The organism is Schaalia sp. HMT-172 (assembly GCF_030644365.1).
Lineage (GTDB): Bacteria > Actinomycetota > Actinomycetes > Actinomycetales > Actinomycetaceae > Pauljensenia.
The window spans coordinates 1,955,810-1,978,579 of record NZ_CP130058.1 but is presented as its reverse complement, the minus strand read 5'-3'; the positions used below and the strand labels follow the sequence as shown (position 1 = coordinate 1,978,579).

General features: G+C 67.6%; 21 protein-coding genes. 10 read left to right on the top strand and 11 right to left on the bottom strand.

Annotation, left to right across the window (positions count from 1 at the left end):
• Nucleotides 1-5: 5 nt before the first annotated feature.
• The 8 genes from QU663_RS08255 (at nucleotide 6) to QU663_RS08220 (ending at nucleotide 7,226) form a co-directional block, all read left to right on the top strand.
• Nucleotides 6-488: a cytidine deaminase gene (locus QU663_RS08255; protein WP_009058851.1), complete on the top strand. Its 483-nt coding sequence runs from the start codon at nucleotides 6-8 to the stop codon at nucleotides 486-488.
• Nucleotides 475-1,761, top strand: a complete 1,287-nt coding sequence (locus QU663_RS08250) for a thymidine phosphorylase (protein ID WP_021611872.1) — start codon at nucleotides 475-477, stop codon at nucleotides 1,759-1,761. Before QU663_RS08255 ends, QU663_RS08250 begins: the two co-directional genes overlap by 14 nt.
• Nucleotides 1,762-1,800: 39 nt before the next feature.
• Nucleotides 1,801-2,811 (top strand): sugar-binding transcriptional regulator, encoded by a 1,011-nt coding sequence (locus QU663_RS08245; RefSeq protein WP_021611871.1) that lies wholly within the window; start codon nucleotides 1,801-1,803, stop codon nucleotides 2,809-2,811.
• Between the two features lie 84 nt (nucleotides 2,812-2,895).
• Nucleotides 2,896-3,603, top strand: coding sequence for a purine-nucleoside phosphorylase (gene deoD / locus QU663_RS08240; protein WP_009058867.1), 708 nt, complete (start codon nucleotides 2,896-2,898; stop codon nucleotides 3,601-3,603).
• Between the two features lie 20 nt (nucleotides 3,604-3,623).
• The gene (gene deoC / locus QU663_RS08235; RefSeq protein WP_021611870.1) at nucleotides 3,624-4,277 is read left to right on the top strand and encodes a deoxyribose-phosphate aldolase; all 654 of its coding nucleotides are present in this window, start codon (nucleotides 3,624-3,626) and stop codon (nucleotides 4,275-4,277) included.
• A gap of 3 nt (nucleotides 4,278-4,280) precedes the next feature.
• A complete protein-coding gene (locus tag QU663_RS08230; protein WP_021611869.1) occupies nucleotides 4,281-5,954 on the top strand; it encodes a phospho-sugar mutase in 1,674 nt (557 codons plus the stop codon).
• An 82-nt stretch (nucleotides 5,955-6,036) separates the two neighbouring features.
• Nucleotides 6,037-6,858 (top strand): class I SAM-dependent methyltransferase, encoded by an 822-nt coding sequence (locus QU663_RS08225; RefSeq protein ID WP_021611868.1) that lies wholly within the window; start codon nucleotides 6,037-6,039, stop codon nucleotides 6,856-6,858.
• Nucleotides 6,855-7,226, top strand: coding sequence for a cupin domain-containing protein (locus QU663_RS08220; protein ID WP_021611867.1), 372 nt, complete (start codon nucleotides 6,855-6,857; stop codon nucleotides 7,224-7,226). Before QU663_RS08225 ends, QU663_RS08220 begins: the two co-directional genes overlap by 4 nt.
• A gap of 107 nt (nucleotides 7,227-7,333) precedes the next feature.
• On the opposite strand, the gene QU663_RS08215 is transcribed toward QU663_RS08220, so the two are convergent.
• The 7 genes from QU663_RS08215 to QU663_RS08185 form a co-directional block, all read right to left on the bottom strand.
• Complete coding sequence (locus tag QU663_RS08215; protein ID WP_021611866.1) at nucleotides 7,334-7,690, bottom strand: hypothetical protein; 357 nt, start codon at nucleotides 7,688-7,690, stop codon at nucleotides 7,334-7,336.
• A gap of 145 nt (nucleotides 7,691-7,835) precedes the next feature.
• Nucleotides 7,836-8,591: an ABC transporter ATP-binding protein gene (locus QU663_RS08210; protein ID WP_021611865.1), complete on the bottom strand. Its 756-nt coding sequence runs from the start codon at nucleotides 8,589-8,591 to the stop codon at nucleotides 7,836-7,838.
• Nucleotides 8,588-9,670: an iron chelate uptake ABC transporter family permease subunit gene (locus QU663_RS08205; protein WP_021611864.1), complete on the bottom strand. Its 1,083-nt coding sequence runs from the start codon at nucleotides 9,668-9,670 to the stop codon at nucleotides 8,588-8,590. Before QU663_RS08205 ends, QU663_RS08210 begins: the two co-directional genes overlap by 4 nt.
• On the bottom strand, nucleotides 9,667-10,698 hold the full coding sequence (locus tag QU663_RS08200; protein ID WP_304990548.1) for an ABC transporter permease: 1,032 nt from the start codon (nucleotides 10,696-10,698) through the stop codon (nucleotides 9,667-9,669). Before QU663_RS08200 ends, QU663_RS08205 begins: the two co-directional genes overlap by 4 nt.
• A gap of 57 nt (nucleotides 10,699-10,755) precedes the next feature.
• Nucleotides 10,756-11,763 carry a siderophore ABC transporter substrate-binding protein gene (locus QU663_RS08195; protein WP_084437448.1) on the bottom strand — a complete coding sequence of 336 codons (1,008 nt, stop codon included), beginning with the start codon at nucleotides 11,761-11,763 and terminating at the stop codon, nucleotides 10,756-10,758.
• A 578-nt stretch (nucleotides 11,764-12,341) separates the two neighbouring features.
• Nucleotides 12,342-14,423: an NAD(+) synthase gene (locus QU663_RS08190; protein ID WP_021612734.1), complete on the bottom strand. Its 2,082-nt coding sequence runs from the start codon at nucleotides 14,421-14,423 to the stop codon at nucleotides 12,342-12,344.
• A gap of 21 nt (nucleotides 14,424-14,444) precedes the next feature.
• Entirely contained in the window at nucleotides 14,445-15,200 is a 756-nt protein-coding gene (locus QU663_RS08185; RefSeq protein WP_021612735.1) for an NUDIX domain-containing protein, read from the bottom strand.
• 103 nt (nucleotides 15,201-15,303) lie between these two features.
• Here QU663_RS08185 and QU663_RS08180 point away from each other — a divergent pair, with 103 nt between their 5' ends.
• Together QU663_RS08180 and QU663_RS08175 are read left to right on the top strand one after the other, a co-directional pair.
• Complete coding sequence (locus tag QU663_RS08180; protein ID WP_021612736.1) at nucleotides 15,304-16,314, top strand: SPFH domain-containing protein; 1,011 nt, start codon at nucleotides 15,304-15,306, stop codon at nucleotides 16,312-16,314.
• 2 nt (nucleotides 16,315-16,316) lie between these two features.
• Nucleotides 16,317-17,222, top strand: coding sequence for an NAD(+)/NADH kinase (locus QU663_RS08175; protein ID WP_021612737.1), 906 nt, complete (start codon nucleotides 16,317-16,319; stop codon nucleotides 17,220-17,222).
• 197 nt (nucleotides 17,223-17,419) lie between these two features.
• On the opposite strand, the gene QU663_RS08170 is transcribed toward QU663_RS08175, so the two are convergent.
• The 4 genes from QU663_RS08170 to pta form a co-directional block, all read right to left on the bottom strand.
• Complete coding sequence (locus QU663_RS08170; protein ID WP_021612738.1) at nucleotides 17,420-18,175, bottom strand: NAD-dependent protein deacylase; 756 nt, start codon at nucleotides 18,173-18,175, stop codon at nucleotides 17,420-17,422.
• Nucleotides 18,176-18,677: 502 nt separating this feature from the next.
• Entirely contained in the window at nucleotides 18,678-19,628 is a 951-nt protein-coding gene (locus QU663_RS08165; RefSeq protein WP_034482317.1) for a DUF3800 domain-containing protein, read from the bottom strand.
• Nucleotides 19,629-19,829: 201 nt separating this feature from the next.
• The gene (locus QU663_RS08160; RefSeq protein ID WP_021612741.1) at nucleotides 19,830-21,029 is read right to left on the bottom strand and encodes an acetate/propionate family kinase; all 1,200 of its coding nucleotides are present in this window, start codon (nucleotides 21,027-21,029) and stop codon (nucleotides 19,830-19,832) included.
• A 97-nt stretch (nucleotides 21,030-21,126) separates the two neighbouring features.
• Nucleotides 21,127-22,605 carry a phosphate acetyltransferase gene (gene pta, locus QU663_RS08155; protein WP_304990546.1) on the bottom strand — a complete coding sequence of 493 codons (1,479 nt, stop codon included), beginning with the start codon at nucleotides 22,603-22,605 and terminating at the stop codon, nucleotides 21,127-21,129.
• Between the last annotated feature and the right edge of the window lie 165 nt (nucleotides 22,606-22,770).

The window sequence follows — 22,770 nt, the reverse complement described above, 5'->3', positions numbered from 1 at the left end:
CGACGATGACGCAGATCGACTGGGACGCCCTGCTGGGCGCGGCCATCGAGGCGATGACCCACGCCTACTGCCCCTACTCGCATTTCCCGGTGGGGGCCGCCGGTCTGGCCAGCGACGGGCGGATCGTGAGCGGCTGCAACGTGGAGAACGCGGGGTACGGGGTGACGCTGTGCGCCGAGTGCGGCATGGTTTCCGACCTCATCCGCTCCGGCGGCGGCGCGCTCCTCGCCGTCGTCGCCGTCAATGGGGACCGGGTCCCGGTGGCCCCGTGCGGCCGGTGCCGTCAGCTCATCTACGAGCACGGCGGGCCCTCCTGCCTGGTCCTCATGCCCGGCGGCGTCGCCGACATGACGCAGGTCCTGCCCGGGGCCTTTGGCCCCCACGACTTGGAGGAGCTGGGGTCCCAGACCGACGCGGGGCTGCGCGACGCACACGGGGTGGCCCCGGCCTCGTCCACGACGAAAGAAGGAACTGATGGCACTCTTTGATGCCGTTGACATCATCCGCGTCAAGCGCGACGGGGGTGCGCTGACCCCCGATCAGATCGACTGGACGATCGACGCCTACACGAAGGGCATCATCAAGGACGAGCAGATGGCCGCCCTGGCCATGGCGATCTTCCTGCGCGGCATGGACCGCGCCGAGATCGCCCGCTGGACGGACGCGATGATCCGCTCGGGGGCGCGCATGGACTTTTCCGGCATCGGCAAGCCGACCGCAGACAAGCACTCCACGGGCGGTGTGGGCGACAAGATCACGCTGCCCCTGGCGCCGCTGGTCGCGTGCTTCGGCGTGGCCGTCCCGCAGCTGTCGGGCCGAGGCCTGGGGCACACGGGCGGCACCCTCGACAAGCTCGAGGCGATCCCGGGGTGGCGCGCGCAGCTGAGCAATGAGGAGATCATGGCGCAGCTGGGGTCCGGGTGCGGCGCGGTCATCTGCGCGGCGGGCTCGGGCTTGGCGCCGGCGGACAAGAAGCTCTACGCGCTGCGCGACATCACGTCGACCGTGGAGTCGATCGCGCTGATCGCCAGTTCCATCATGAGCAAGAAGATCGCGGAGGGAACGGGTGCCCTCGTCCTGGACGTCAAGGTCGGATCGGGCGCCTTCATGAAGGACCTGGACGCCGCTCGTGAGCTCGCCCGCACGATGGTCGACCTCGGGCGTGATGCGGGGGTCGCCACGCGCGCGCTCCTCACCGACATGTCCGTGCCGCTGGGCAGGAAGATCGGCAACGCCCTCGAGGTGGAGGAATCCGTCGAGGTCCTGGCCGGGGGTGGCCCCGCCGACGTCGTTGAGCTCACCTGCGAGCTCGCGCGCAACATGCTGGACCTGGCCGGGGTTCGCGACGCCGACGTCGAGGCGGCCCTGGCGGACGGTCGCGCCATGGACCGCTGGCGAGCGATGATCCGCGAGCAGGGCGGTGATCCGGACGCGCCCCTGCCGCGCGCCGCGCACACCCACCGGGTCCTCGCCGAGGCCGACGGGACCGTCGCGGGCATGGATGCGCTGGCCGTGGGGGTTGCCTCGTGGAGGCTGGGCGCTGGCCGCGCCGTCAAGGAGGACCCGGTGCAGGCAGGAGCCGGCGTCGAGATCCACGCCAAGCCGGGGGAGAGCGTCACCAAGGGAGCGCCCCTGCTCACGCTCCACACGGAGGACGAGTGGCGCATCCCGCGCGCCCTCGAGGCCCTCTCGGGCGCCATCGAGATCGCCGACGGGGTGGCACCCGAGCCGCGTCGCGTCGTCCTGGAGACCGTCTCCTGAGCGGAGGCTCAGCGCAGATCGCACGGGGAAGGAAGCGACGTGGATAAGCGTGACGAGCAGGCGATTGAGGCGGTCAAGGCCTACTATCAGCAGGATCTGAGCCAGGCCGAGGTCGCCGCCCGCATGGGCATCTCGCGCCCCACGGTCGCCAAGCTGCTGGCCCACGGCCGCGCGCGCGGCTTCGTGACCGTCGAGATCCACGACCCGCGCGACGACGCCTCCGAGCTGGCCTCGCGCCTCGAGGAACGCTTCGGCCTGGCCTGCGCGCGCGTCGCCTACGGGCACGCCGCGGATGAGGCGGAGGCCATCGACCAGGTGGGGCGCGTCGGCGCCGCCCTGGTGGTTCAGCTGGTGCGCGACGACATGAGCGTGGGAATCTCGTGGGGGCGCACGATGAGCGCGCTCGCCTCCCACCTGGCGCGAGCCCCACGCCAGGGCGTGCGCGTCGTCCAGCTCAAGGGCGGGACCTCCTACTCCGAGCGGGCGACGCACGACTACGAGATCATGCGTTCCTTTTGTGAGGCGCTATGCGCCGAGCCCAGGTACCTTCCGCTGCCCGCCATTTTCGAGGACACCGCTACGGCCTCGATCGTGCGAGCGGACCGGGCTATCGCGCGGATCCTGGAGGAGGGGCGCGGCGTGGACGTGGCGGTGTTCACGGTCGGCGCGATCAACGAGGAGGCGCTGTCACTGAACCTGGGTCAGCTGGAGGTGGGCGAGGTGGAGGCGCTGCTGCGCGACGCCGTGGGCGACGCCTGCTCGCGCTTCTTCACGCGCGACGGCGTCGTCGCTGCGCCCGCGGTCGACGAGCGCACGGTCGGCATTCGGCTGGAGGAGCTGCGCGCTCGTCCCGTGCGTGTGCTCGTGGCCGGCGGCCGCGTCAAGGCGAGCGCGCTGGACACCGCGTTGCGCATGGGGTTGGCTACGCATCTTGTGGTCGACCAGGACCTGGCCGCCGCGCTGCTGGAGAGGCAGGGCGAGGCATCCCCGTCGGCGGGCGGGCAACGACGCCCCCCGACGGATGGGAACACTTGTCAATTCAATCGTTGACACTATGACAATGCAGGGCATAGCCTTGTGGAACAGGTAACGAAGCCTGAGCGGACCACCGCTCGACGACCCAACGGAGGACACATGCGCTCGACACCGCACATCAACCCCACTGCACCCATCGCGCCGACGATCCTCCTACCCGGAGACCCGCTGCGCGCGAAATTCATTGCCGAGAACTACCTGGAGGACGTCCAGCAATTCAACGCCGTGCGCAACATGCTGGGCTTCACCGGCACCTACCAGGGGACCCCCGTCTCCGTCATGGGGTCGGGCATGGGCATCCCCTCGATCTCCCTGTACGCCTACGAGCTCATCCACGAATTCGGCTGCACGCGCCTCGTGCGCGTGGGCACCTGCGGGGCGATGCAGCCCGACATGCACCTCTACGACGTCGTCGTCGCCCAGGCCGCGTGCTCGAACTCCGCGTTCCTCGACCAGTACCAGCTACCCGGCTCCTACGCGCCGATCGGCTCCTACCGCCTCATCGAGGACGTGGTGCGCCGTGCCCGCGAGGCCGACGTGCCGGTCCACGTCGGCAACGTCTTGTCCTCCGATACGTTCTACAACGCGAACCCGACCTTCAACGAGGCCTGGCAGCGCATGGGCGTGCTCGCAGTCGAGATGGAGACCGCCGGCCTGTACGCGACCGCCGCCCACGCGGGCGTCGAGGCCCTGGGCATCTTCACGGTCTCCGATTCCCTGGTGACGGGCGAGGCGACGGACGCCCAGGCACGCCAAACGTCCTTCACGACCATGATGGAGCTGGCCCTGCCCCTGGCCACCCTCTGACACGAACAGAAAGTAGATCTATGAACAAGCGTGACGTGGCGGCGATGATCGACCACACGATCCTCAAGCCCGAGGCAACGACTGCGGACGTGGCGCGCATCGTCGAGGAGGGCGCCGCCGCCGGCACCTTCTCGGTGTGCGTGTCCCCCTCGATGCTTCCCCTGGACGTGCCCGAGGGACTGAAGGTCGCCTGCGTCGTGGGTTTCCCCTCGGGCGCTGTCAAGCCCCAGGTGAAGGCATTCGAGGCTGCCCAGGCGGTGGCCGACGGCGCCGACGAGATCGACATGGTCATCAACATCGAGCTGGTCAAGGACGCGCGCCTCCACGAGCTCGAGGAGGAGATCAAGGCCGTGCGACGGGTGGTGCCCGCCCCGCGCGTCCTCAAGGTCATCATCGAGTCGGCCGCCCTGAGCGACGACGAGATCGTCGCCGCCTGCACCGCCTCGATGGCCGCGGGCGCGGACTTCGTCAAGACGTCCACGGGCTTCCACCCCGCGGGCGGCGCGTCCGTCCACGCCGTCGCCCTCATGCGCGCCACCGTCGGCGACGCGCTCGGCGTCAAGGCCTCGGGCGGCATCCGCGACGCCGAGACGGCGCTCGCCATGATCGAGGCCGGAGCCTCCCGACTGGGTGTCTCCGCCACCACCGCCATCCTGGCAGGACTGGAGGACTGACCCGTGGAGCTACTTGACAAGGCTCAGCGCTGGGCCGACCATGACCCGGACCCGGCCACGGCCTCGTCCCTGAAGGCCGACATCGAGGCCGCGGAGCGCGGCGACGAGGAGGCGCTCGCCCGCGTGGGCGCCGCCATGAACGGCCCCCTCGAGTTCGGCACGGCCGGCCTGCGCGGCGTCGTCGGCCCCGGTGAGTCCCGCATGAACCTGGCTGTCGTCATCCGCGCGACCGCCGGCCTGTGCCAGGTCGTCAAGGCCCACGCGACGGGCACCCCCACCCTGGTCGTGGGCTGCGATGCCCGCTACGGCTCCTCCGAGTTCGCCACGGCCGCCTGCCGCGTCGCCTCCGCCGCCGGCGTGCGCGTCCTCGCGCTGCCCCAGGCCAACCCGACCCCGCTGACCTCCTTCGCGGTGCGCCACTACGGCGCGGACGCGGGCGTCATGGTGACCGCCTCGCACAACCCCGCCCCGGACAACGGCTACAAGGTCTACCTGGGTGGCAGCGTCGTCACCGGCGACGGGCAGGGCGTCCAGATCGTCCCGCCCTTCGACGCCGAGATCGCCGCGGCCATCGAGGTCGCGCCCCCCGCCGACGAGATCCCCATGAACGATGACCTGGTCGAGGCCGTGGACCCGCGCGACGAGTACGTCGCCGAAGCAATTAAGCTGGCCTCCGGCGAGGCCGACGCCCGCGCGGACCTGCGTATCGTCCTGACCGCCATGCACGGCGTGGGCGCCGCGATGACCGCGCGCGTGCTGGCCGAGGCCGGCTTCGCGAAGGTCTCGCTCGTCGCCGCGCAGGCCGAGCCCGACCCCGACTTCCCGACCGTGCCCTTCCCGAACCCCGAGGAGGCCGGCGCCCTCGACATGGCGATCGAGCAGGCACGGGCAGAGGATGCCGACCTGATCATCGCGGTCGACCCCGACGCGGACCGTTGCGCGCTCGCGGTGCCTGATCCGGGTGCCGAGGCCGGGTGGAGTCCGCTCAGCGGCGACCAGATCGGGTGCCTGCTGGGCGAGTTCCTCGCGGCGCGCGGTCTTGAGGGCTCGCTTGCCAACTCGATCGTGTCCTCGCGCCTGCTGGCGCGCATCGCCCGCTCTCACGGGCTCGAACACCACACGACGCTCACGGGCTTCAAGTGGATCGCGCGCGCCCCTCAGCTGGCTTTCGGCTACGAGGAGGCCATCGGCTTTTGCCCGAATCCCTCCGTCGCGCGTGACAAGGACGGGATCGCCTCGTCCGTGGTCGCCGCGTCGCTGTTCGCTGCGCTCAAGACCGAGGGGCGCACCGCCTGGGATGAGCTGGACCGCTTGGCCCACGCCCACGGCCTGCACGTGACCGGCCCGCTGACCTTCCGCGTCGAAGAGATCGCTCAGATTGACACGGGCATGGCGCGCCTGCGCGCCCAGCCGCCGAGCGAGCTCGCGGGCTCGCCGGTCGTTGAGGTGTCTGACCTGGCGGAGGGCTACCAGGGCCTGCCGCCCACGGACGGGGTCCTGGTGCTCACCGAGGCGGGGGACCGCGTGATCGCGCGTCCGTCGGGCACCGAGCCGAAACTCAAGTGCTACCTCGAGGTCATCCTGCCCGCCCCCGAGGGTGAGCCGGTTCCGTGGGAGGCGGCGCGCGAGCGTCTCGAGTTGATAAAGCGCGAGTTTGGTCAGATTATCGGCCTGTAAGCGCTGATGGGCGGCCTCCGTTCGTCGATTTCAATGGGGTGCATCCCTGCGCACGAAAATAGATAACGCTATACTTGCGTATATGTCACCTCACACTGAATCGTCGGCGGAGACCCTCCCCTTCGCCGACCGCCCCGTCGAGAAGACGCCCGGACACTGGGTGCTCGCGCGAGCGGGCAAGACGGTCCTACGCCCCGGCGGCCTGGCCCTGAGCATGTGGGCGCTCAAGCGAGCCGTCCTGCCCGGCGCTGACGTCGTCGAGTTTGCCCCGGGCCTGGGGGTCACGGCCAGGGCGATCATCGGGGTGGGTCCCGCCTCCTACACCGGCGTTGAGCGCGACCCCGACGCCTGCGCGCGCGTGGACGCCATCGCCTCGGGCGTGGGCCGCTGCGTCAACGCGGACGCGGGGCAGACCGGACTGCCGGACGAGAGTGCGGACGTCGTCGTCGGCGAAGCAATGCTCTCGATGCAAGGAGAGAAAGCCAAGCGCGCCATCATGGGTGAGGCCGCGCGTATCCTGCGCCCCGGAGGCCGCTACGTCATCCACGAGCTGGCGATGCGTCCCGATTCCATCGGCGAGGAGCCTGCCACCGAGATCAGAAAAGCCCTCGCGCGTGCCATCAGCGTCAACGCCCGGCCCCTGACCGTCGCCGACTGGCGGCGCGCCCTCGAGGATGTCGGCCTGGTCGTCGAAGAGACGCGCATGGCCGCCATGGCCCTGCTCAAGCCCGGCCGCCTGATCGCCGACGAGGGCGTGCGCGGGGCGCTGCGCATCGCCCGCAACGTCGCCCGCGACAAAGATCTGCGCGAACGCGTCACCACGATGGCGCGCACGTTCAAGAAATACGACCGACACCTGTGCGGCGTCGCCATCGTCGCACGCAAACCCAAGGAGAACGAATGAGTCTCTCGCCCGAATCCAACACCGAGGTCCCCACCCCCATTATGACGGACCTGCAGGACATCGCCTCGATGATCCAGGTCAACGAGGAGGCCACCGTCTCGCGCACGGTCATGCACGCCGAGGGCGTGCGCCTGGTCCTCTTCAGCTTCGACAAGGACGAGATCCTCAGCGAGCACACCGCCGCGATGCCCGTCATCCTGCACACCCTCGAGGGTGCCCTCGAGATCGAGGCCGACGGCCGCACCGTGGTCCTGCGGCCCGGTGACGTCATCCACTTCGGCACGCGCCTGCCGCACGCCGTGCGCGCGCTCGAGCCATCGAAGCTGGCCCTGTACATGCTGGATCGCCGCGAGCGCCCCACGGCCTGAGCGCCGTCTCAACCCGGGAACCCTGACCTCGTTTGAGAGCAACGAGGCCGGGGTTCCCTGCTGCGTGAAGGCTCGGGAGGGCGGGCGCGCGGGCGACTAGCGCAGCGTTACGCCGCCGACGCCTTGCCGGCGCCGCGCGCGACCACCCACAGGCCCGCCTCGACGATAATGCCGGAGACAACGAAGACCAGGGGAACCGAGACGCGGGCGCCGAGAATGGCCATCGCCGCCAGCGCGATGCCGTGAGCGGTACCCAGGACGCCTCCGCCGAAGAGGATGGGCCAGGCGGCGCGGTGGGCGCGCTCCCAGGCCCCAGAGCCCGGTTCGACGCCTCGCAGGCGCAGGCCCAGGGGAGGGCGGCACACGCCCGCGCGCGCAGCGATGCCCGAGATGAAGAGGTAAAGCCCGCCCGCGACGAGCACGAGGGCGACGAGGACGAAGAGGACTGTCAGGGCGACGGACACGGGACCCCCAGGGACGGTGGATGTTTCACGGCAGTTTCACGCGGGCCGCGCGACCATTCTACCCGGCCCCGGCCTCGTCACTGACGAGGCGAAGGGAGCGTCGGGGGACCGACCTGAGTTGAGCCGTCGAGGAGCGCGTGCACGCTTAGAAGTAGCAGGCGATCGGGCCGTTCGGGCCCGGGACGACGGTGACGGGCGTATCGAAGATGTCGGTGAGGACCTCGTCGCGCATGATTTCCTCGGGTGTCCCCATGAAGGCGACCGTCCCATCCTTGAGGGCGCAAATCTGCGAGGCGTAGCGCGCCGCGAAGTTGATGTCATGCAGGACGATGACGATCGTGCGTGAAAACTCGCGCGCCGCGCGCTCCAGCATCGTCATCATCTCGACGCTGCGCGCGATGTCCAGGTTGTTGAGGGGCTCGTCCAGCAGGACGTAGTCCGTTTCCTGCGCGAGGACCATGGCGACGTAGGCGCGCTGACGCTGGCCGCCCGACAGCTGGTCCAGGTAGCGGCCCTCCAACTCCTCCAGGTCGAGGAAGCCGATGTAGCGGTCGATGATGGCCTCGTCCTCGGCGCTCAGGCGCCCCTTCGAGTGGGGGAAGCGCCCGAAGCCCACGAGCTGACGCACCGTCAGGCGAGAGATGAAGTGGTTCTCCTGGCGCAGGATCGACAGGGTGCGCGCCAGCTCGGAGGACTTCGTCGTGGCCACGTTGAGGCCGCCGACCTCGATGGTTCCCTCGTCGATGCCGAGGAGGCGCCCGACCATCGTCAGGAGCGTGGACTTGCCCGCCCCGTTGGGACCCACGAGCGCCGTGATGCCGCCCGCGGGGATGTCGAGCGAAATGGAACCGATGCGCACCGACGGCGAGTACTGCTTGACGACGGAATCGATGGAGATCACAGGCGGCCCTTCCGCAGAATAGTGACGATGAACGCGAGCCCGCCGACGAACTCGATGATGATGGAGACGACGCCCTGCGTGTTGAACACGTGATTCATGAAGAAATAGGCGGTGGACAGGATCGCGGCGCCCAGGCCTGTGGCCATCGCGAAGATGTAGCGGTGGTCGTGCGTGTCGGAGAACTGGTAGGACATCGTGGCCACGAGGAAGCCGAGGAACGTCATCGGCCCCACGAGCGCCGTGGAGGTCGCCATGAGAATCGACACGAGGACGAGGACCACGACCGAGGTGCGGCGGTGGTTCAGGCCCAGGTTCGTGGCGGTCTCGCGTCCGAGCGAGAGGACCGACAGCCGCCGCGTGAGAGCGACGAGGGCGATGGCTGCGGCCGCGACGAGGGGAATCGCGATGGGGAAATACTCCTTCTGGGCGTTCGCGATCGACCCGAAGAGGCGCGCGGTCAGCACGTCGAACTCCGAGGGTGTGAGCAGGCGCTGCATGAAGGTCGAGATTGAGCCCAGGCCCGCGCCCAGCATGACGCCGATGAGGAGCATCGCGTGCATCGAGGCGCGCTGGGAGGTCAGCAGCCACGAGTACAGGAGCAGCGTGAGCGCGATCATGAGGGCGAGCTGGCCGACGAAGTTGCCGACGGTCGCCGACGCGTTGAGCCCGGCGACGCCCAGGAAGAAGATCGTGGAGGTGTGGATCGCCCGGTAGAGGGACTCAAAACCGAGGATCGAGGGCGTAATGATGCGGTTGTTCGCCACCGTCTGGAAGGCGACCGTCGCCATGCCCTGGCATACCGCGACGAGGGCGATCGTGAGGACCGAGAAGGCACGCCTGCGGGCGAGCCTCCAGAAGACGGGGGTGCCGAATTGCGCGGGGTTCTTCCAGGTGAGCAGCCCGATGCAGGCCAGGAGCGCGATGGCGCACACGAGACCGAAGATGAGCCACCAGCGGCGCCGGGCGGTCGGGGAGACGAAGGCGCCGGTGCGCCGCGCGGGGCGCTTCGCGGACGCGGACGAGGCCGTGGCGGGGGAGGTGGAAACGGCCTCGGTGGTGGGGGAGGAGAGGGTGTTCACAGGACGGCCCCCTTGCGTGCCTGGCGCAGGACGAGCGCGATGAAGACGAAGGCCCCGAGGACGCCCAGGATGACAGAGACAGGCATCTCGAAGGGGGAGATGATGGTGCGCGCGAGCAAGTCGGTGACGGTGACCAGGGCGACGCCCGCCAGGCACACCCAGGGAAGGTTGGTACGCAGGTTGTCGCCCATCGTCATGGAGACCAGGTTGGGGACGATGAGCCCGAGGAAGGGCAGGGAGCCGACGACGACGGTGACGACGCCGGTGGCGACGGCCACCAGTCCGGTCGCGATGAGGACCATGCGGTGGTAGTTGACACCGAGGGAGACGGCGATGTCTTCGCCGAGGGAGACGGCGGTGAGTCGGTCCGCCATGACGAAGACGATGGCGACGACGGCGGCGACGATCCACAGGATCTCGTACTGGCCTTCGTACACGGAGGTGAAGGAGCCTTGGAACCACACGGCGACGCTCTGCATGGTGTTCGTCTCCAGGGCGATGAACGTGGAGATTGCGGAGACGACGGCGCCGAGCATCATGCCCATGATGGGCACGAGCAGCGAGGAGCGCAGGGAGACGCGGCGCAGGAGGGCGAAGAAGACCATGGTTCCGACGAACGCGAAGACAATCGCGCAGGTCATGCGCACGAGGATTGGTGCGCTGGGCCAGGCGATCATGATGACGAGCAGGCCCAGTCCCGCCCACTCGCTGGTGCCGGTCGTGGAGGGTTCGGCGAAACGGTTTTGGGTGACGAGCTGCATGACGAGGCCGCTCATCGACATGGCGGCGCCCGAGAGGATGAGGGCGATCGTGCGGGGGACGCGCACGGCGAGGAAGATGCGCCAGCCGTCGTCCTGGGAGAGGATCGAGTATTCGCCGGTGGCCAGGGACAGGACCAGCAGGGCGATGACCGCGAGCGTGGCGAGGGCGAGCGCCAGGGGGCGCCGCGACGAGGTCCGGGCGGCGTCGCGCGTGGCGGAGACGGCCGACGAAGGGGCGGGCGCGGGGGCGGTGGGGGAGTGCGTCATGGGAGCAGGGGTGCGGGTGCCGCCCCGAGGGGCGGCACCCGCTGGGGTGTCAGGGGATTACTTCTTCGCGGCCTCGAAGGCGTCTGCGATGGAGTTGAAGATCTCCGTGTAGGTGATGATGGATTCGTTGGTGTACGTGTCGTTGGGGGCGTACACGACGTGCTTGTTTTGCAGGGCGGCGACGTTTTGCAGGGCGGCGTTGTCGTTGATGACCGTTTCGGCCGGAGTGTTGGAGCCGTCCTTGGTGATGGCGGCGTCGCGGTCGAGGACGAAGATCCACGCCGGGTTGGCCTGCGCGATCGCCTCGACGGAGATGTCGTCACCGGTGTGCGAGTCGGTCGCCCCCTCTACCTCGAGGGCGGGCTTGAGGCCGAGCAGGTCGAAGACCGGTCCCCACGTGCGGCCCTTGCCGGGCGCCACGTAGCCGATGTTGCCGCCGGAGACGTCCACCGCCATGACGGTGGAGGATCCGTCGTAGGCGTTCTTCGCGCGCTCGATCGAGGCGTTGAAGTCGTCGACGAGCTGCTTGGCCTCGGCCTGCTTGCCGAAGATCTCACCCAGGTCGGTGACCTCGCGGATGAGCTCCTGGTCGAAGGGCTGGCCCTCGCGCGGCTCCAGGTTGATGAGCGGGACGTCGGGCGCCAGTTCCTTGATCTGCGCGTCGTACTTGGAGAAGCGCTGACCGGAGATGATGAGGTCGGGTTCGGCGGCGACCAGGGCCTCCAGGTTGGGGTCGCGGTGCATGCCCACGTCGGCGATGTCCTCACCGTTGTACGCGGTGATGGTGGAGGGGATCAGCTTCTTGGGGGCGGCGACGAGCGGCACGTCCCACTGCGCGAGGACCTCGAAGGTGCGATTGTCGAGGGAGGCGGCGCGGGTCACGGGCAGCTTGATCTCGACCGTTCCGTCGTTCGCGTCGATGGACACGGACGAGGCCTGGGTGGCCTGCGTGGTCTCGCTCGAGGCGGCGGAGGACTGGGAGGTGGTGGCGCCGGAGGAGCATGCGGCGAGGCCGAGGGCGGCGATGGCGGCGATGGCGGCCAGGGAGGTGGTCGTGCGAGACATCATTTCTCCGTCATAGGTGCTTGCGGTGAGACTGAAATAGGAAAAGCTAGGCTTACCTAACTGTCAAAACCAACCTTACAGAAATTTGAGCGCGCAAGCGTGTGAGTGTGCGCATAGTTTCGCGCCCCGTCGGGGTTCTCCGTTCACGCGTTCGTCGGCCGTACCTCCCTCGTCGGCCGTGTCTCCCTCCCGCTGGCTGCGTCTCTCCCTCGTCGGCCGCACCTTCCTCCCGCCGACTTTGTCGCTTGTTGTAAAGCTCACGCTTTGTAGAAATCTCGCATGCAATTTGGTTTCCCTAATATTTGTTAGCTCGTTGAAAAACGGCGGAATTCTAACGTTTGTGCTCTGTATGGTTGTGATGTGTTTGGGGAATTGCATGCGAAATTGTGGGCGTGGAGCGTCTGGTGTGGGCTGGAACCGGCGCTGAAGAGAGGCGCGTGGTGTGCGCTGCTGATCGCTGGGGATGAACTGATTGCAGGGAATGACGATGCGCTGATCGCAGGGGATGAATGGGGGGCGGTGCTCACGTGAGCACCGCCCCCCGGAGAACGGCTCGGATTGTCGAGCGAAACGTCGGGTCAGTCGACCAGGCCCTTCACGGCCTCGTCGAGTTCGGCGACCCAATCCGCGCCCGACACGTCGGCGGGCATGCGCCAGTCCCCGCGCGGGGACAGGGAGCCGCCGGCCATGACCTTCGGGCCGTTGGGCAGGGCGCTGCGCTTGAACTGCTGGCTGAAGAAACGCCACAGGAACAGGCGCTCCCACTTGACGATCTCTTCCAGCGAATACGCGACCTTGTCCTCCTCGGGGAAGCCGACCGGCCAGGAACCGACCGAGGCGTCCGACCAGGCCTTCTCCGCCAGGAACGCGATCTTCGAGGGGCGCGCGCCACGACGCAGCACGTGGTAGAGCGTGAAGTCCTGCAGGTTGTAGGGGCCGATCTTGTCCTGCGTGGACTGCATCTTCTCGCCCGGCTTGGCGGGAACCAGCTCCGGGGAGATCTCCGTGTGGAGGATCGACAGGAGGACCTCGCCGACGTGGTCGTCGAACTGCTTGGAGGCCACCACCCAGCGGATCAGGTGCTGCATGAGGGTCTTGGGCACGCCCGTGTTGACAGCGTAGTGGCTCATCTGGTCGCCCACGCCGTAGGTGCACCAGCCCAGTGCCAGCTCGGACAGGTCGCCCGTGCCCAGCACGATGCCGCCCAGATGGTTGGCCAAGCGGAACAGGTAGTCGGTGCGCAGGCCCGCCTGGACGTTTTCGAAGGTCACGTCGTAGGTGGCCTCGCCCTCTCCGTAGGGGTGGCCGATGTCGGCCAGCATCTGCGTGGCTGCCGGACGGATGTCGATCTCCTGGAACGACGTGCCCAGGTAGCGGCACAGCAGCGTCGCGTTCGTCTTCGTGCGCTCGGAGGTCGCGAAGCCGGGCAACGTGTAGCACAGGATGTCCGTGCGTGGACGGCCGAGCAGGTCCATCGCGCGGGAGGCCACAACCAGCGCGTGCGTCGAATCCAGGCCGCCCGAGACGCCGATGACGACCTTCGGGTTGCCGATCGCGCGCAGGCGCTGGACCAGGCCAGCCACCTGAATGTTGTAGGCCTCGTAGCAGTCCTGCTCCAGGCGCGTGGGGTCGTTGGGGACGAAGGGGAAGCGGTTCACCGCTCGCTCCAAGCCCAGGTCGGTGCGCGGCGGATCGAGGGTGAACTCGACCTCCTGCGGGGACAAGCGCTCATCCCCCGCGAAGTAGCGCTGCGCGTTGTCCGTGAACGAGTTCTGGCGCTTGCGCTCGGTGCGCAGGCGCTCCAGGTCCACGTCGGCGATCGTGATGTGCGTGCCCTCCTGGAAGCGCTCGCCGATCGCGAGGAGGTCCCCGGCCTCGTAAATCATGGTCTCGCCGTCCCATGCGAGATCCGTGCTGGATTCGCCCATGCCGGCCGCCGTGTAGATGTAGGCGGCCGAGCAGCGCGCGGACACCGAGCGGACCATGAGCTCGCGGTCCGCGCCGCGCCCGACGGTGATGGGGGAGGCGGACAGGTTCGCCAGGACGGTCGCGCCCGCGAGCGCCAGCTCGGTGGCCGGGGTGGCGGGCACCCACATGTCTTCGCAGATCTCGATGCCGATGGTCAGGCCGGGAACGTCGTCGGCGGAGAGGAGGACCTGGCCGAAGGGGACCCACGCGGGGCCGCCGCTGAATTCTTCGACGCCTCCCCACGGCACTTCGATGCGCTCGCAGGCGCGCGGGGGCATGGTGACGAAGTGGCGCTTCTCGTAGAACTCGCGGTAGTTGGGCAGGTGCGACTTCGGGACGATTGCCAGCACGCGGCCGCGGTGGATGGCGACGGCGCAGTTGTACAGGGCGTTGTCCTTGCGCAGGGGCGCACCGACGATGAGGAGCGGCAGCAGGTCGGCGCTGGCCTCGACGATGTCGGCGAGAGCCTTCTCGACGTTATCGAGCAGCACGTCCTGCAGGAAGAGGTCGTCGATGGCATAGCCGGACACGCACAGTTCGGGGAAAACGCCTATCGCGACGCCGCGCGTATCGAGCTCGCGGGCGGCGTCGATGATCTCGCGCGCGTTCTCGAACGGGCGAGCGGGGTGCACGGGCAGGGTGACGGCGGCGACGCGCGCAAAACCCTGGTCGTAGAGGGAATGGAAGTTCATGGTTCTCCTTCGGTACTGGGCTTATTCTTGCGTACTCGGCGCGCTCGCGCTCTTCGTCGACGAGGCCGGGGCTGGGGAGGCGGGTCGGCGCAGGGGTGGGTCGAGGACGAAGGCGGTTTCGTCGACGCCCGGGACGAGGCGGTAGAGGGCTGCCGGACGCCCGGCGCTCTCTCGCACGGTGCCGCCCGTCGGCTCGATAAACGAGGCCGTTTTGGTGGCCTTTCGGTGGAAGTTGCGCGGGTCGAGGGCTGATCCCCAGATGGCCTCGTAGGTGGTGCGCAGCTGTGTGATCGTGAATTCGGGGCCGCAGAAGGAGGTGGCCAGGGGGGAGTATTCGATCTTGGAGCGGGCGCGCTCGACGCCGTCCGCGAGGATGTGTGCGTGGTCGAAGGCGAGGGGTGAGGGGGATGTGAGGAGTGCGTCGACGGGGTGCCAGAGGGCTCCGGCGGCGTCGCCTCCCGCGCGGGTGGGTGAAAAAGATGGGGCGAGGAGGAGGTAGGCGACAGAGAGAACGGGGCCTCGGGGGTCGCGGCCTTCCGGTCCGTAGGAACGCAGTTGTTCGAGATGTCCCGGCGGAATGATGCCCGTTTCTTCCTCAAGCTCGCGCGCGGCCGCCTCGTCTGTTTGTTCGCCCTCGCGCAGGAAGCCGCCGGGCAGGGCCAGGTGGTCTGTGAAGGGTTCGATTCCTCGGCGCACGACGAGCGCGTGAAGCGTGTGGTCGATGACGGTCAGGGCGACGATGTCGACCGCGACGGGGATGGTCAGGGGTTCAATCATGGTGTCAGCATAACTTATTCGCGTCGAGTTGACATTAATTGTCGAGGGAGTTATCGTCATAGTGACACAAACGAGTGGGTGACCACACGACCAAGGAGCCATCATGGGAACTCTTCACCACCACCCCTTCTTCATCCGCTACCAGGGTGGCGCCGGAGACCACGTCGTCCAGATCCGCGCCGGACGCACGCTTCGATCCGGCGTCGGCCAGTCCTTCTGGCTGCGAGCCGGGCGCTGCGCGCTCGCGGAAGTACCCACCGCCAACCGCGCCCACAGCTTCCTCGTGCAGGCCACGACCGCTGACCAGCAGAACATCAACGCGCAGGTCGCCATCACCTACCACATCGAGGACGCCGAAGCCGCCGCCGAACACTACGACTTCGGCCTGTACCCGCGTCAGGCGGGGGCCGACGCGCAGGGGCTCTGGCAGATCGACGAAACCGTCACCCGCATCGCCCACTCCGCCCTGGCCTCGGCGATCGGAGGGATGACGCTCACCGACGCTATCAGCGGGTCTCTCGAAAGGGTCGGTGCCCTGCTCGTCGGAGCCTTCGCGGACGACGACCAGCTGCGCGCCACCGGCGTAGCCGTCGTCGACGCGCGCCTGCTGAGCCTACGCCCCGACGAGGGCGTGGAATCCTCCCTGCGCGCCCCGCTCCTCGAGCAACTCCAGGCCGAGGCCGACCGCGCGCTCTACGAACGCCGCGCCCTCGCCGTCGAACGCGAGTCCCAGATCTCCGAAAACGAGATGCAGTCCAAGCTCGATCTGGCCCGCAAACGCGCCGACCTGGTCGACCAGGAGGGGCACAACGCCCGGCGCGAGGCCGAGGAAAAGGCGGCCGCCGACGCGATCGCGGTTGAGGCGGAGTCGCGTCGCATCGTCGAAAAAGCCAAGGCCTACGAGGCCGACTGGAACACGGCGGGACGCGCCCGCATCGGCAACGACACGGCATACATTCAGGCCCTGGCCGACGCCGGACCCGAGGTGGCCCGTGCCCTCGCCCTGAAGGAAATGGCCAAGAACATGCCTTCCTTCGGTAACATCACCATCACCGCCGACGTGCTCAGCGATCTCGTGGCCGCCTTCACGGGCGCCTCGAAGGCGGGGAAGTAGCCGTGCGCCGCCGAGCCGTCATCGTCCGGCGCCCCACCGAGCTCGACGAGCTCATGGACCGCTACTCCACGCGCGGCCAGGTCGAATTCGTCCTGAGGAGCCGCGGGCGAACCCTCGCCTCCGTCGAGACCGCCCACGAGTCCCACGTGGCGGCGCTGGCGCGCGTGCGCGCGGGCATCCCGGAGGGGTGGGCGAGCGCCGACGTGGAGCGCGACTCCCTGTCGCGTTTCCTCTTCGCCCCCGAGGACGTCATCGTCGTTGTGGGACCCGATGGCCTGGTCGCCAACGTCGCCAAGTACGCGGGCGAGCAGGCCGTGGTCGGCGTCAACTCGGTTCCCCAGTCCAACGCGGGGGTGCTCGTGCGCTGCACGCCCGACCAGGGGGTTGGCGCGTTGCGCCGCATCGACGAGGGCGGCGACCTGCGCGTGGACCAGCTGACGATGGTGCGCGCGGCAGCCGATGACTCGCGCACGCTCACCGCCCTCAACGAGGTCTTCATTGGGCACCCGAGCCACCAGAGCGCCCGATACGAACTCACCTTCGGATCTCGCGTCGAGCGTCAGTCCTCCTCGGGCGTCGTCGTCTCGACCGGGACCGGGGCGACCGGGTGGGGAGCCTCCCTCAAGCGCGGACGCCACATGGGGGACCTGCCCGCCCCGACCTCGCGCTCCCTCGCGTGGTTCGTGCGCGAGGCGTGGCCCTCGCCCTTCACAGGCGTGGACTACACCGAGGGCATCCTGGACGAGGGCGAGGAGCTGAGCCTCGTCGTCGGCTCCGAATCCCTCGTCCTGTTCGGCGACGGCATGGAATCCGACCGGCTCACCCTCACGTGGGGCCAAAGCGTGCGGATTTCGCGCGCCCCGCGCGCCCTGTCCCTCGTCGACCCCGCCGGCCTGGGGGAGGGATGATCCTGCGGGTTCGCATGCGGCATTATCTGGATAGGTTACGAACATCCGGATAGGTTACGAACATCCGGATAGGAAAATAACCTATCCGCATGCGGATAACCTATCCATATGCGCACAACCTATCCGCATGTGTGCAGGGGAGAGGCGCCTGTGCGTTGGGGCCGTGGCATGTGAGTGAATCCCGTGCGCCGCAAGCCCTACGCAGACACGACGCCCTCCTCGCGCAACTCGGCCATAACCTGGTCGAATGTGCGGGCGACCGGGGCGCGGACGATCAGGTCGGCGTGCGCGTCGGCCGAGGTCGGGGTGGCGTTCATGAGCACCAGGTGGTCCCCCGAGAAGTAGTTGATGAGGCCCGCCGCCGGGTAGACCACGAGGGACGTGCCGGCCACGATCAGCGTGGACGCCCGCGCGATGGCAGACACGGCGGCCTCGATGACACCCTCGTCCAGGGACTCGCCGTACATGACGATGTCCGGGCGCATCTGCCCTCCGCACGACGGGCACGCGGGCACGGGATCCCCGTCGACCCAGGTGGCATCCCCGAGCGCCGCGACGGTCCCACAGCGCGTGCATACGAGGCGCTCCCAGTTGCCGTGCAGCTCCCACACGGTCCGCGACCCAGCCCGCTGATGCAGGCCGTCGATGTTCTGTGTAACGACCGCGTCCAGCCGACCGGCTGCCTCCAGGGCGGCCAGGGCCCTGTGCGCCCCATTGGGGTCGACGGGACGGTAGATCTCGTGAAACCACTCCCAGTAGGCCTGCGGATGCCGCTCAAAGAAATCGATGCTCAGCACCGTCTCCAGAGGAATTTCGCGCTCCTGGAAGTAGAAGCCGTTCGCCCCGCGAAAATCGGGGATTCCCGACTCAGTGGACACGCCCGCACCGCCGAAAAACACGGTGGACGGGGAAGATGTGATCCACTCCGCCAGTGTCGATACGTCGTCGTTCATGAGGGCCTCCTCGCTCGCGCTACCATCCCAGGATACGCCCGGCGCCCGCGCGCCCCTGGCTCACAGGACGAGTCATGTTGCTGGGAGCCTCTCCCGGCATGAGGGGTACTCCCGACACCCGGATAGGTTGCGTGCATCCGGATAGGTTATGGGCATCCGGATAGGTTATTAACCTATCCGGATATGTCGTTTCCTATCCAGATGCGCCGTTCCTATCCACAAGCAGCATCTGACAAGCAGGGGCGCGGAGCAATGCCCCGCACCTGAGCCTGACGCCCCGCACCTGGGCCATAACCGCCTTCACGACCAATTCTCCCCAGCCAGCACAGTGACGCAACGCTACGCCCCCAACGCTGTCTGCCTCTAACACCGAAAGGCCGGGGCCCCACGCGGGAACCCCGGCCTCGTTGGTACGACAGAATCAGGCGAAGGTCAGCGCCTCGTTGTAGGCGTGGTCCAGTGTTACTGCCTATCGGCCAGTGAAAGTGTCAGACAGTGTCAGTTACGACGGTTTACGAGGAGTAGGGGCACTCGTGCGAGCATGTACCTTCTGAAGAAGCCGGAGATTCTCGGGAGACATGCCAGCGATGGAGTCGAGAGCTGGTCTGGCTCTATCAAGAATCTTGATATTGTGAATGTTGTCGATGCTGCGCATATTAAACTGGAGTGTTGACTCGTACGTGAAATGACCATGAAGATAGCGGTAAAATGTCTCAGCCACCCACTTGTACGAGCTGCCGGGAATCAGCTGGTAGTCGCACGCCCGGCCGATGAGAGCTGCGATCCAGTCTGCGCACTGGATATTCGTGGAAAGCTCTGAGTCGATGTATGCAGGCGCTTCTAGGATACGACGCATCTCCTGATGTTCTCTGATGCGGCTGTAGACATGAGCGTAACTGCGTCGAACCTGCTGATAGCGCTCATTTTCGTTGATCATGTCCTGAAAAAGAAGGATGTTCTGTTCTTCGTGTTCAGCATAAGTGCAGAGTCGGTTGATCGCCTCGCTCAAACATTCAAGGGTTCTCTCCTCGCGTTTATTTTCCCAGTTGTTGTCAATATCCTTTCCCCATACCTGTCCGGGGGAACCGATCGGTTTTTCGCGGACGAAGTAGAAGAGCTTTCCACCGTAATTACTCGATATTCGTGTGAGAAGCGAGCGCAGCTCAATTACTTCCTGTCGTCCTGCTCTCCCCATTGCGTGTTTGCTCAGGAGGTCAGACCCTTTACGCTCCCATGTAGGAGCGTAGTTTCTGGGATTTTCCTCGCCGTCGCTGCAGAGAAGTGAGTAGAACTTCTGCTTGGTTATCGCGACATCTCGAGATAAAGCATGGACATGCTGTTCAGGAACAACAAAGCCGGCATAGCCGAATGCAGGGGATATTTTAAACCTCTTGTGATCCTTTGAAATGAAAGCGCCAGCTTCGCCAACTTCGTCGATATAAGCGATGAGCATGTTCCTCCTCACTGAGAGACGCAAAGACCCACGGCGCAACGTGTGCGCTCGTGGGCCCGCGGATTGGCACTCTGCGAGGACTTGCTCGCCGTTACCACTCTTGATCGTAGTCGGTGTGTGGGGGTGAAGTCAATACGCGCGACGGATACGCCCGAGGCCGGGGCCCCACGTGGGAACCCCGGCCTCGTTGGTACGACAGAATCAGGCGAAGGTCAGCGCCTGGCGGGCGATCGCCAGCTCCTCGTTGGTCGGGAAGACGTAGATTGTCACGGCCGAGTCGGGCGTGGAGACGACGCGCGGCTCGCCGGAGCGAACCTGGTTCGCCTCCACGTCGATCTTGACGCCGAAGGGAGCGAGGGCCTCGGCCAGCTCGCGGCGCACTGCTGCGTCGTTTTCGCCGATGCCGGCGGTGAAGGTGATGACGTCCAGGCCACCCAGCTCCGCGGTGTAGGAACCCACGTACTTCAGCAGGCGGTTGATGTAGACGTCCATGGCGGTACGGGCGCGCTGCTGGGCCTCGGGGTCGTCATCGTTGTGGATCATGTCCCACACGGAGCGCATGTCGGACTCGCCCGTCATGCCCTTCATGCCGGACTTCTTGTTGAAAAGGGTGTCGACCTCGTCGACGCTCATGCCGGCCACGCGCTGCAGGTGGAACACGACGGCGGGATCGATGTCGCCGGTGCGGGTGCCCATCATGAGGCCCTCGAGGGGGGTCAGGCCCATGGACGTGTCGATCGGCTTGCCGTTCTTGACGGCGGACACGGACGCGCCGTTTCCCAGGTGCATGACGATCTGCTTGAGGTCGTCGCGGCCTTCCAGCTTCGCGATCTCCTGGGAGACGAACTGGTGGGAGGTGCCGTGGGCGCCGTAGCGACGAACCGAGTACTTCTCGGCGGTCTCAGTCTCCAGGGCGTACAGGGCCGAGCGGGCGGGCAGCTGCTGGAAGAACGCGGTGTCGAAGACGGCGACGTGGGGGACGTCGGGCATGAGCTCGCGCGCCACGTCGATGCCCTTGAGGTGGGCGGGGTTGTGCAGGGGAGCCAGCGGGCACAGCTCTTCGATGAGGTTACGGACCTCGTCGGTGATGAGGGCTGGGCCGTCGAAGTAACGGCCGCCCTGAACGACGCGGTGGCCGACGGCGAGGATGCCGGCTTCTGCCAGGGACGGGCCCTCGGTGTCGAAGAGGCGCAGCACTTCGCGCATGCCGACGGTGTGGTCGGGAACCGGCAGCTCTTCCTCGGTGACGGCGTCGCCGTACACGTGCTTGATGAGGCCCATTGGGTCGCCGATGCGCTCGACGAGGCCCTTGGCGATGGCGTCGCCGGTCTCGGGGTCGACGAGCTGGTACTTGATGGAGGAGGAACCGGAGTTAATGACGAGAACGGAGGACGAGGACACGCGTTCGCCTTTCGTGTTGGGGGGATGGGGAGGAAAAGTACGAGGCCGGGGCCCGGTTACCGTCAATAGTAACCGGACCCCGGGACCTGGGTCCCGTTCAGCCCTGGGCTTGAACGGCGGTCAGGGCGACGGTGTTGACGATGTCTTCGACGAGGGCGCCGCGCGACAGGTCGTTGACGGGCTTGTTGAGGCCCTGTAGGACCGGGCCGACGGCCACGGCGCCGGAGGAACGCTGGACGGCCTTGTAGCCGATGTTTCCGGCTTCCAGGGAGGGGAAGACGAAGACGGTGGCCTTGCCGGCGACGTCGGAGCCGGGCAGCTTCTTGGAGGCGACGGCCGCGTCGACGGCCGCGTCGAACTGGATGGGGCCTTCGATGGCCAGCTCGGGGGCCTTCTCGCGGGCGAGGCGGGTCGCCTCGACGACGGCGTCAACGTCCGGGCCGGCCCCGGAGGTGCCGGTGGAATAGGACAGCATGGCGACGCGCGGGGTGACGCCGAACTGGGCGGCGGTGTGCGCAGATGTCACGGCGATGTCGGCGAGCTGCTCGGGTGTGGGGTTGGGGTTGACGGCGCAGTCGCCGAATGCCCACACGCGGTCCTTCATCGCCATGAGGAAGATGGAGGAGACGACGGAGACGCCGGGGGCGGTCTTGATGATCTGGAAGGAGGGAACGATCGTGTGCGCGGTCGTGTGGGCAGCGCCCGAGACCATGCCGTCGGCGTCGCCCATGTGAACCATCATGGTGCCGAAGTAGGACACGTCGGTGACCTTCTCACGGGCCTGCTCGAGGGTGACGCCCTTCTTGGCGCGCAGGCGCGCGAACTCTTCGGCGTAGCGCTCGAGGTAGGCGGGGTCGTTCACGGAGACGACCTGGGCGGCGCTCAGGTCGAGGCCGAGCTCGCCGGCGCGCTTGGCGACGTAGTCGGCGTCGCCCACGAAGGTGATGTCGGCGATGCCGGCGGCGAGGACCTGGGCGGCGGCCTGCAGGACGCGGTCGTCGTCGGGCTCGGGCAGGACGATGCGCTTGCGGTCGCCGCGGGCGCGTTCGATGAGGTCGGCCTGGAAGGCGAGCGGCGTGACCGCCGTGGGGGCGGCGGTAGCGCGCAGCGTGGCGGCGGCGTCCTCGCCGAGGGGCAGGGTCAGGACGGGCAGGTCGGAGGCGACCTCGGGGGCTCCGCCGGTGAAGGCCACGGCGACGACGGTGGCAGCCGAGGCCTCGGCGCGCAGGCGGGCGGCGGCGATTTCCTCGACGAGGAGCTCCGCGCTGGCGCCCTCCGCATCGAAGGCGAGGACGACGCCGGCGCGGGTGGAGGCGGCCAGGCTCAGGTTCCAAGCGACGTGGTCGAAGGCACGGTTCGAGGCCTCACGGGCGGGCACGATGAGCGCGTCGTCGCCGGCGGCGCGCACGGCCTCGACGGCGGCGGGCAGCGCGGTGGCGGGGCGCAGGGCGGCATCGGTGGCGGTCGTGCCGGCCAGGGCCTCAACGGTGGTGACGCCGAGGACACGCGCCAGCTCTTCGGTGGCGAGGGCTGCTGCCTCCGACGAACCGGGGGCGACGACGATGAAACGAGACACTCGAAATACTCCTTTGGGACGAGGACGATATGCTGTGGCCGAAAAGCCTTTCGTCCTATCCTAAACCCGCGTACGGGCTTTTTGTGACGATCACACGGGACGGCTCCGGGGCGGGGGACAGTGGAACAAGCGTCATCGCGGGCCGATTATGGTCGATCATACGCT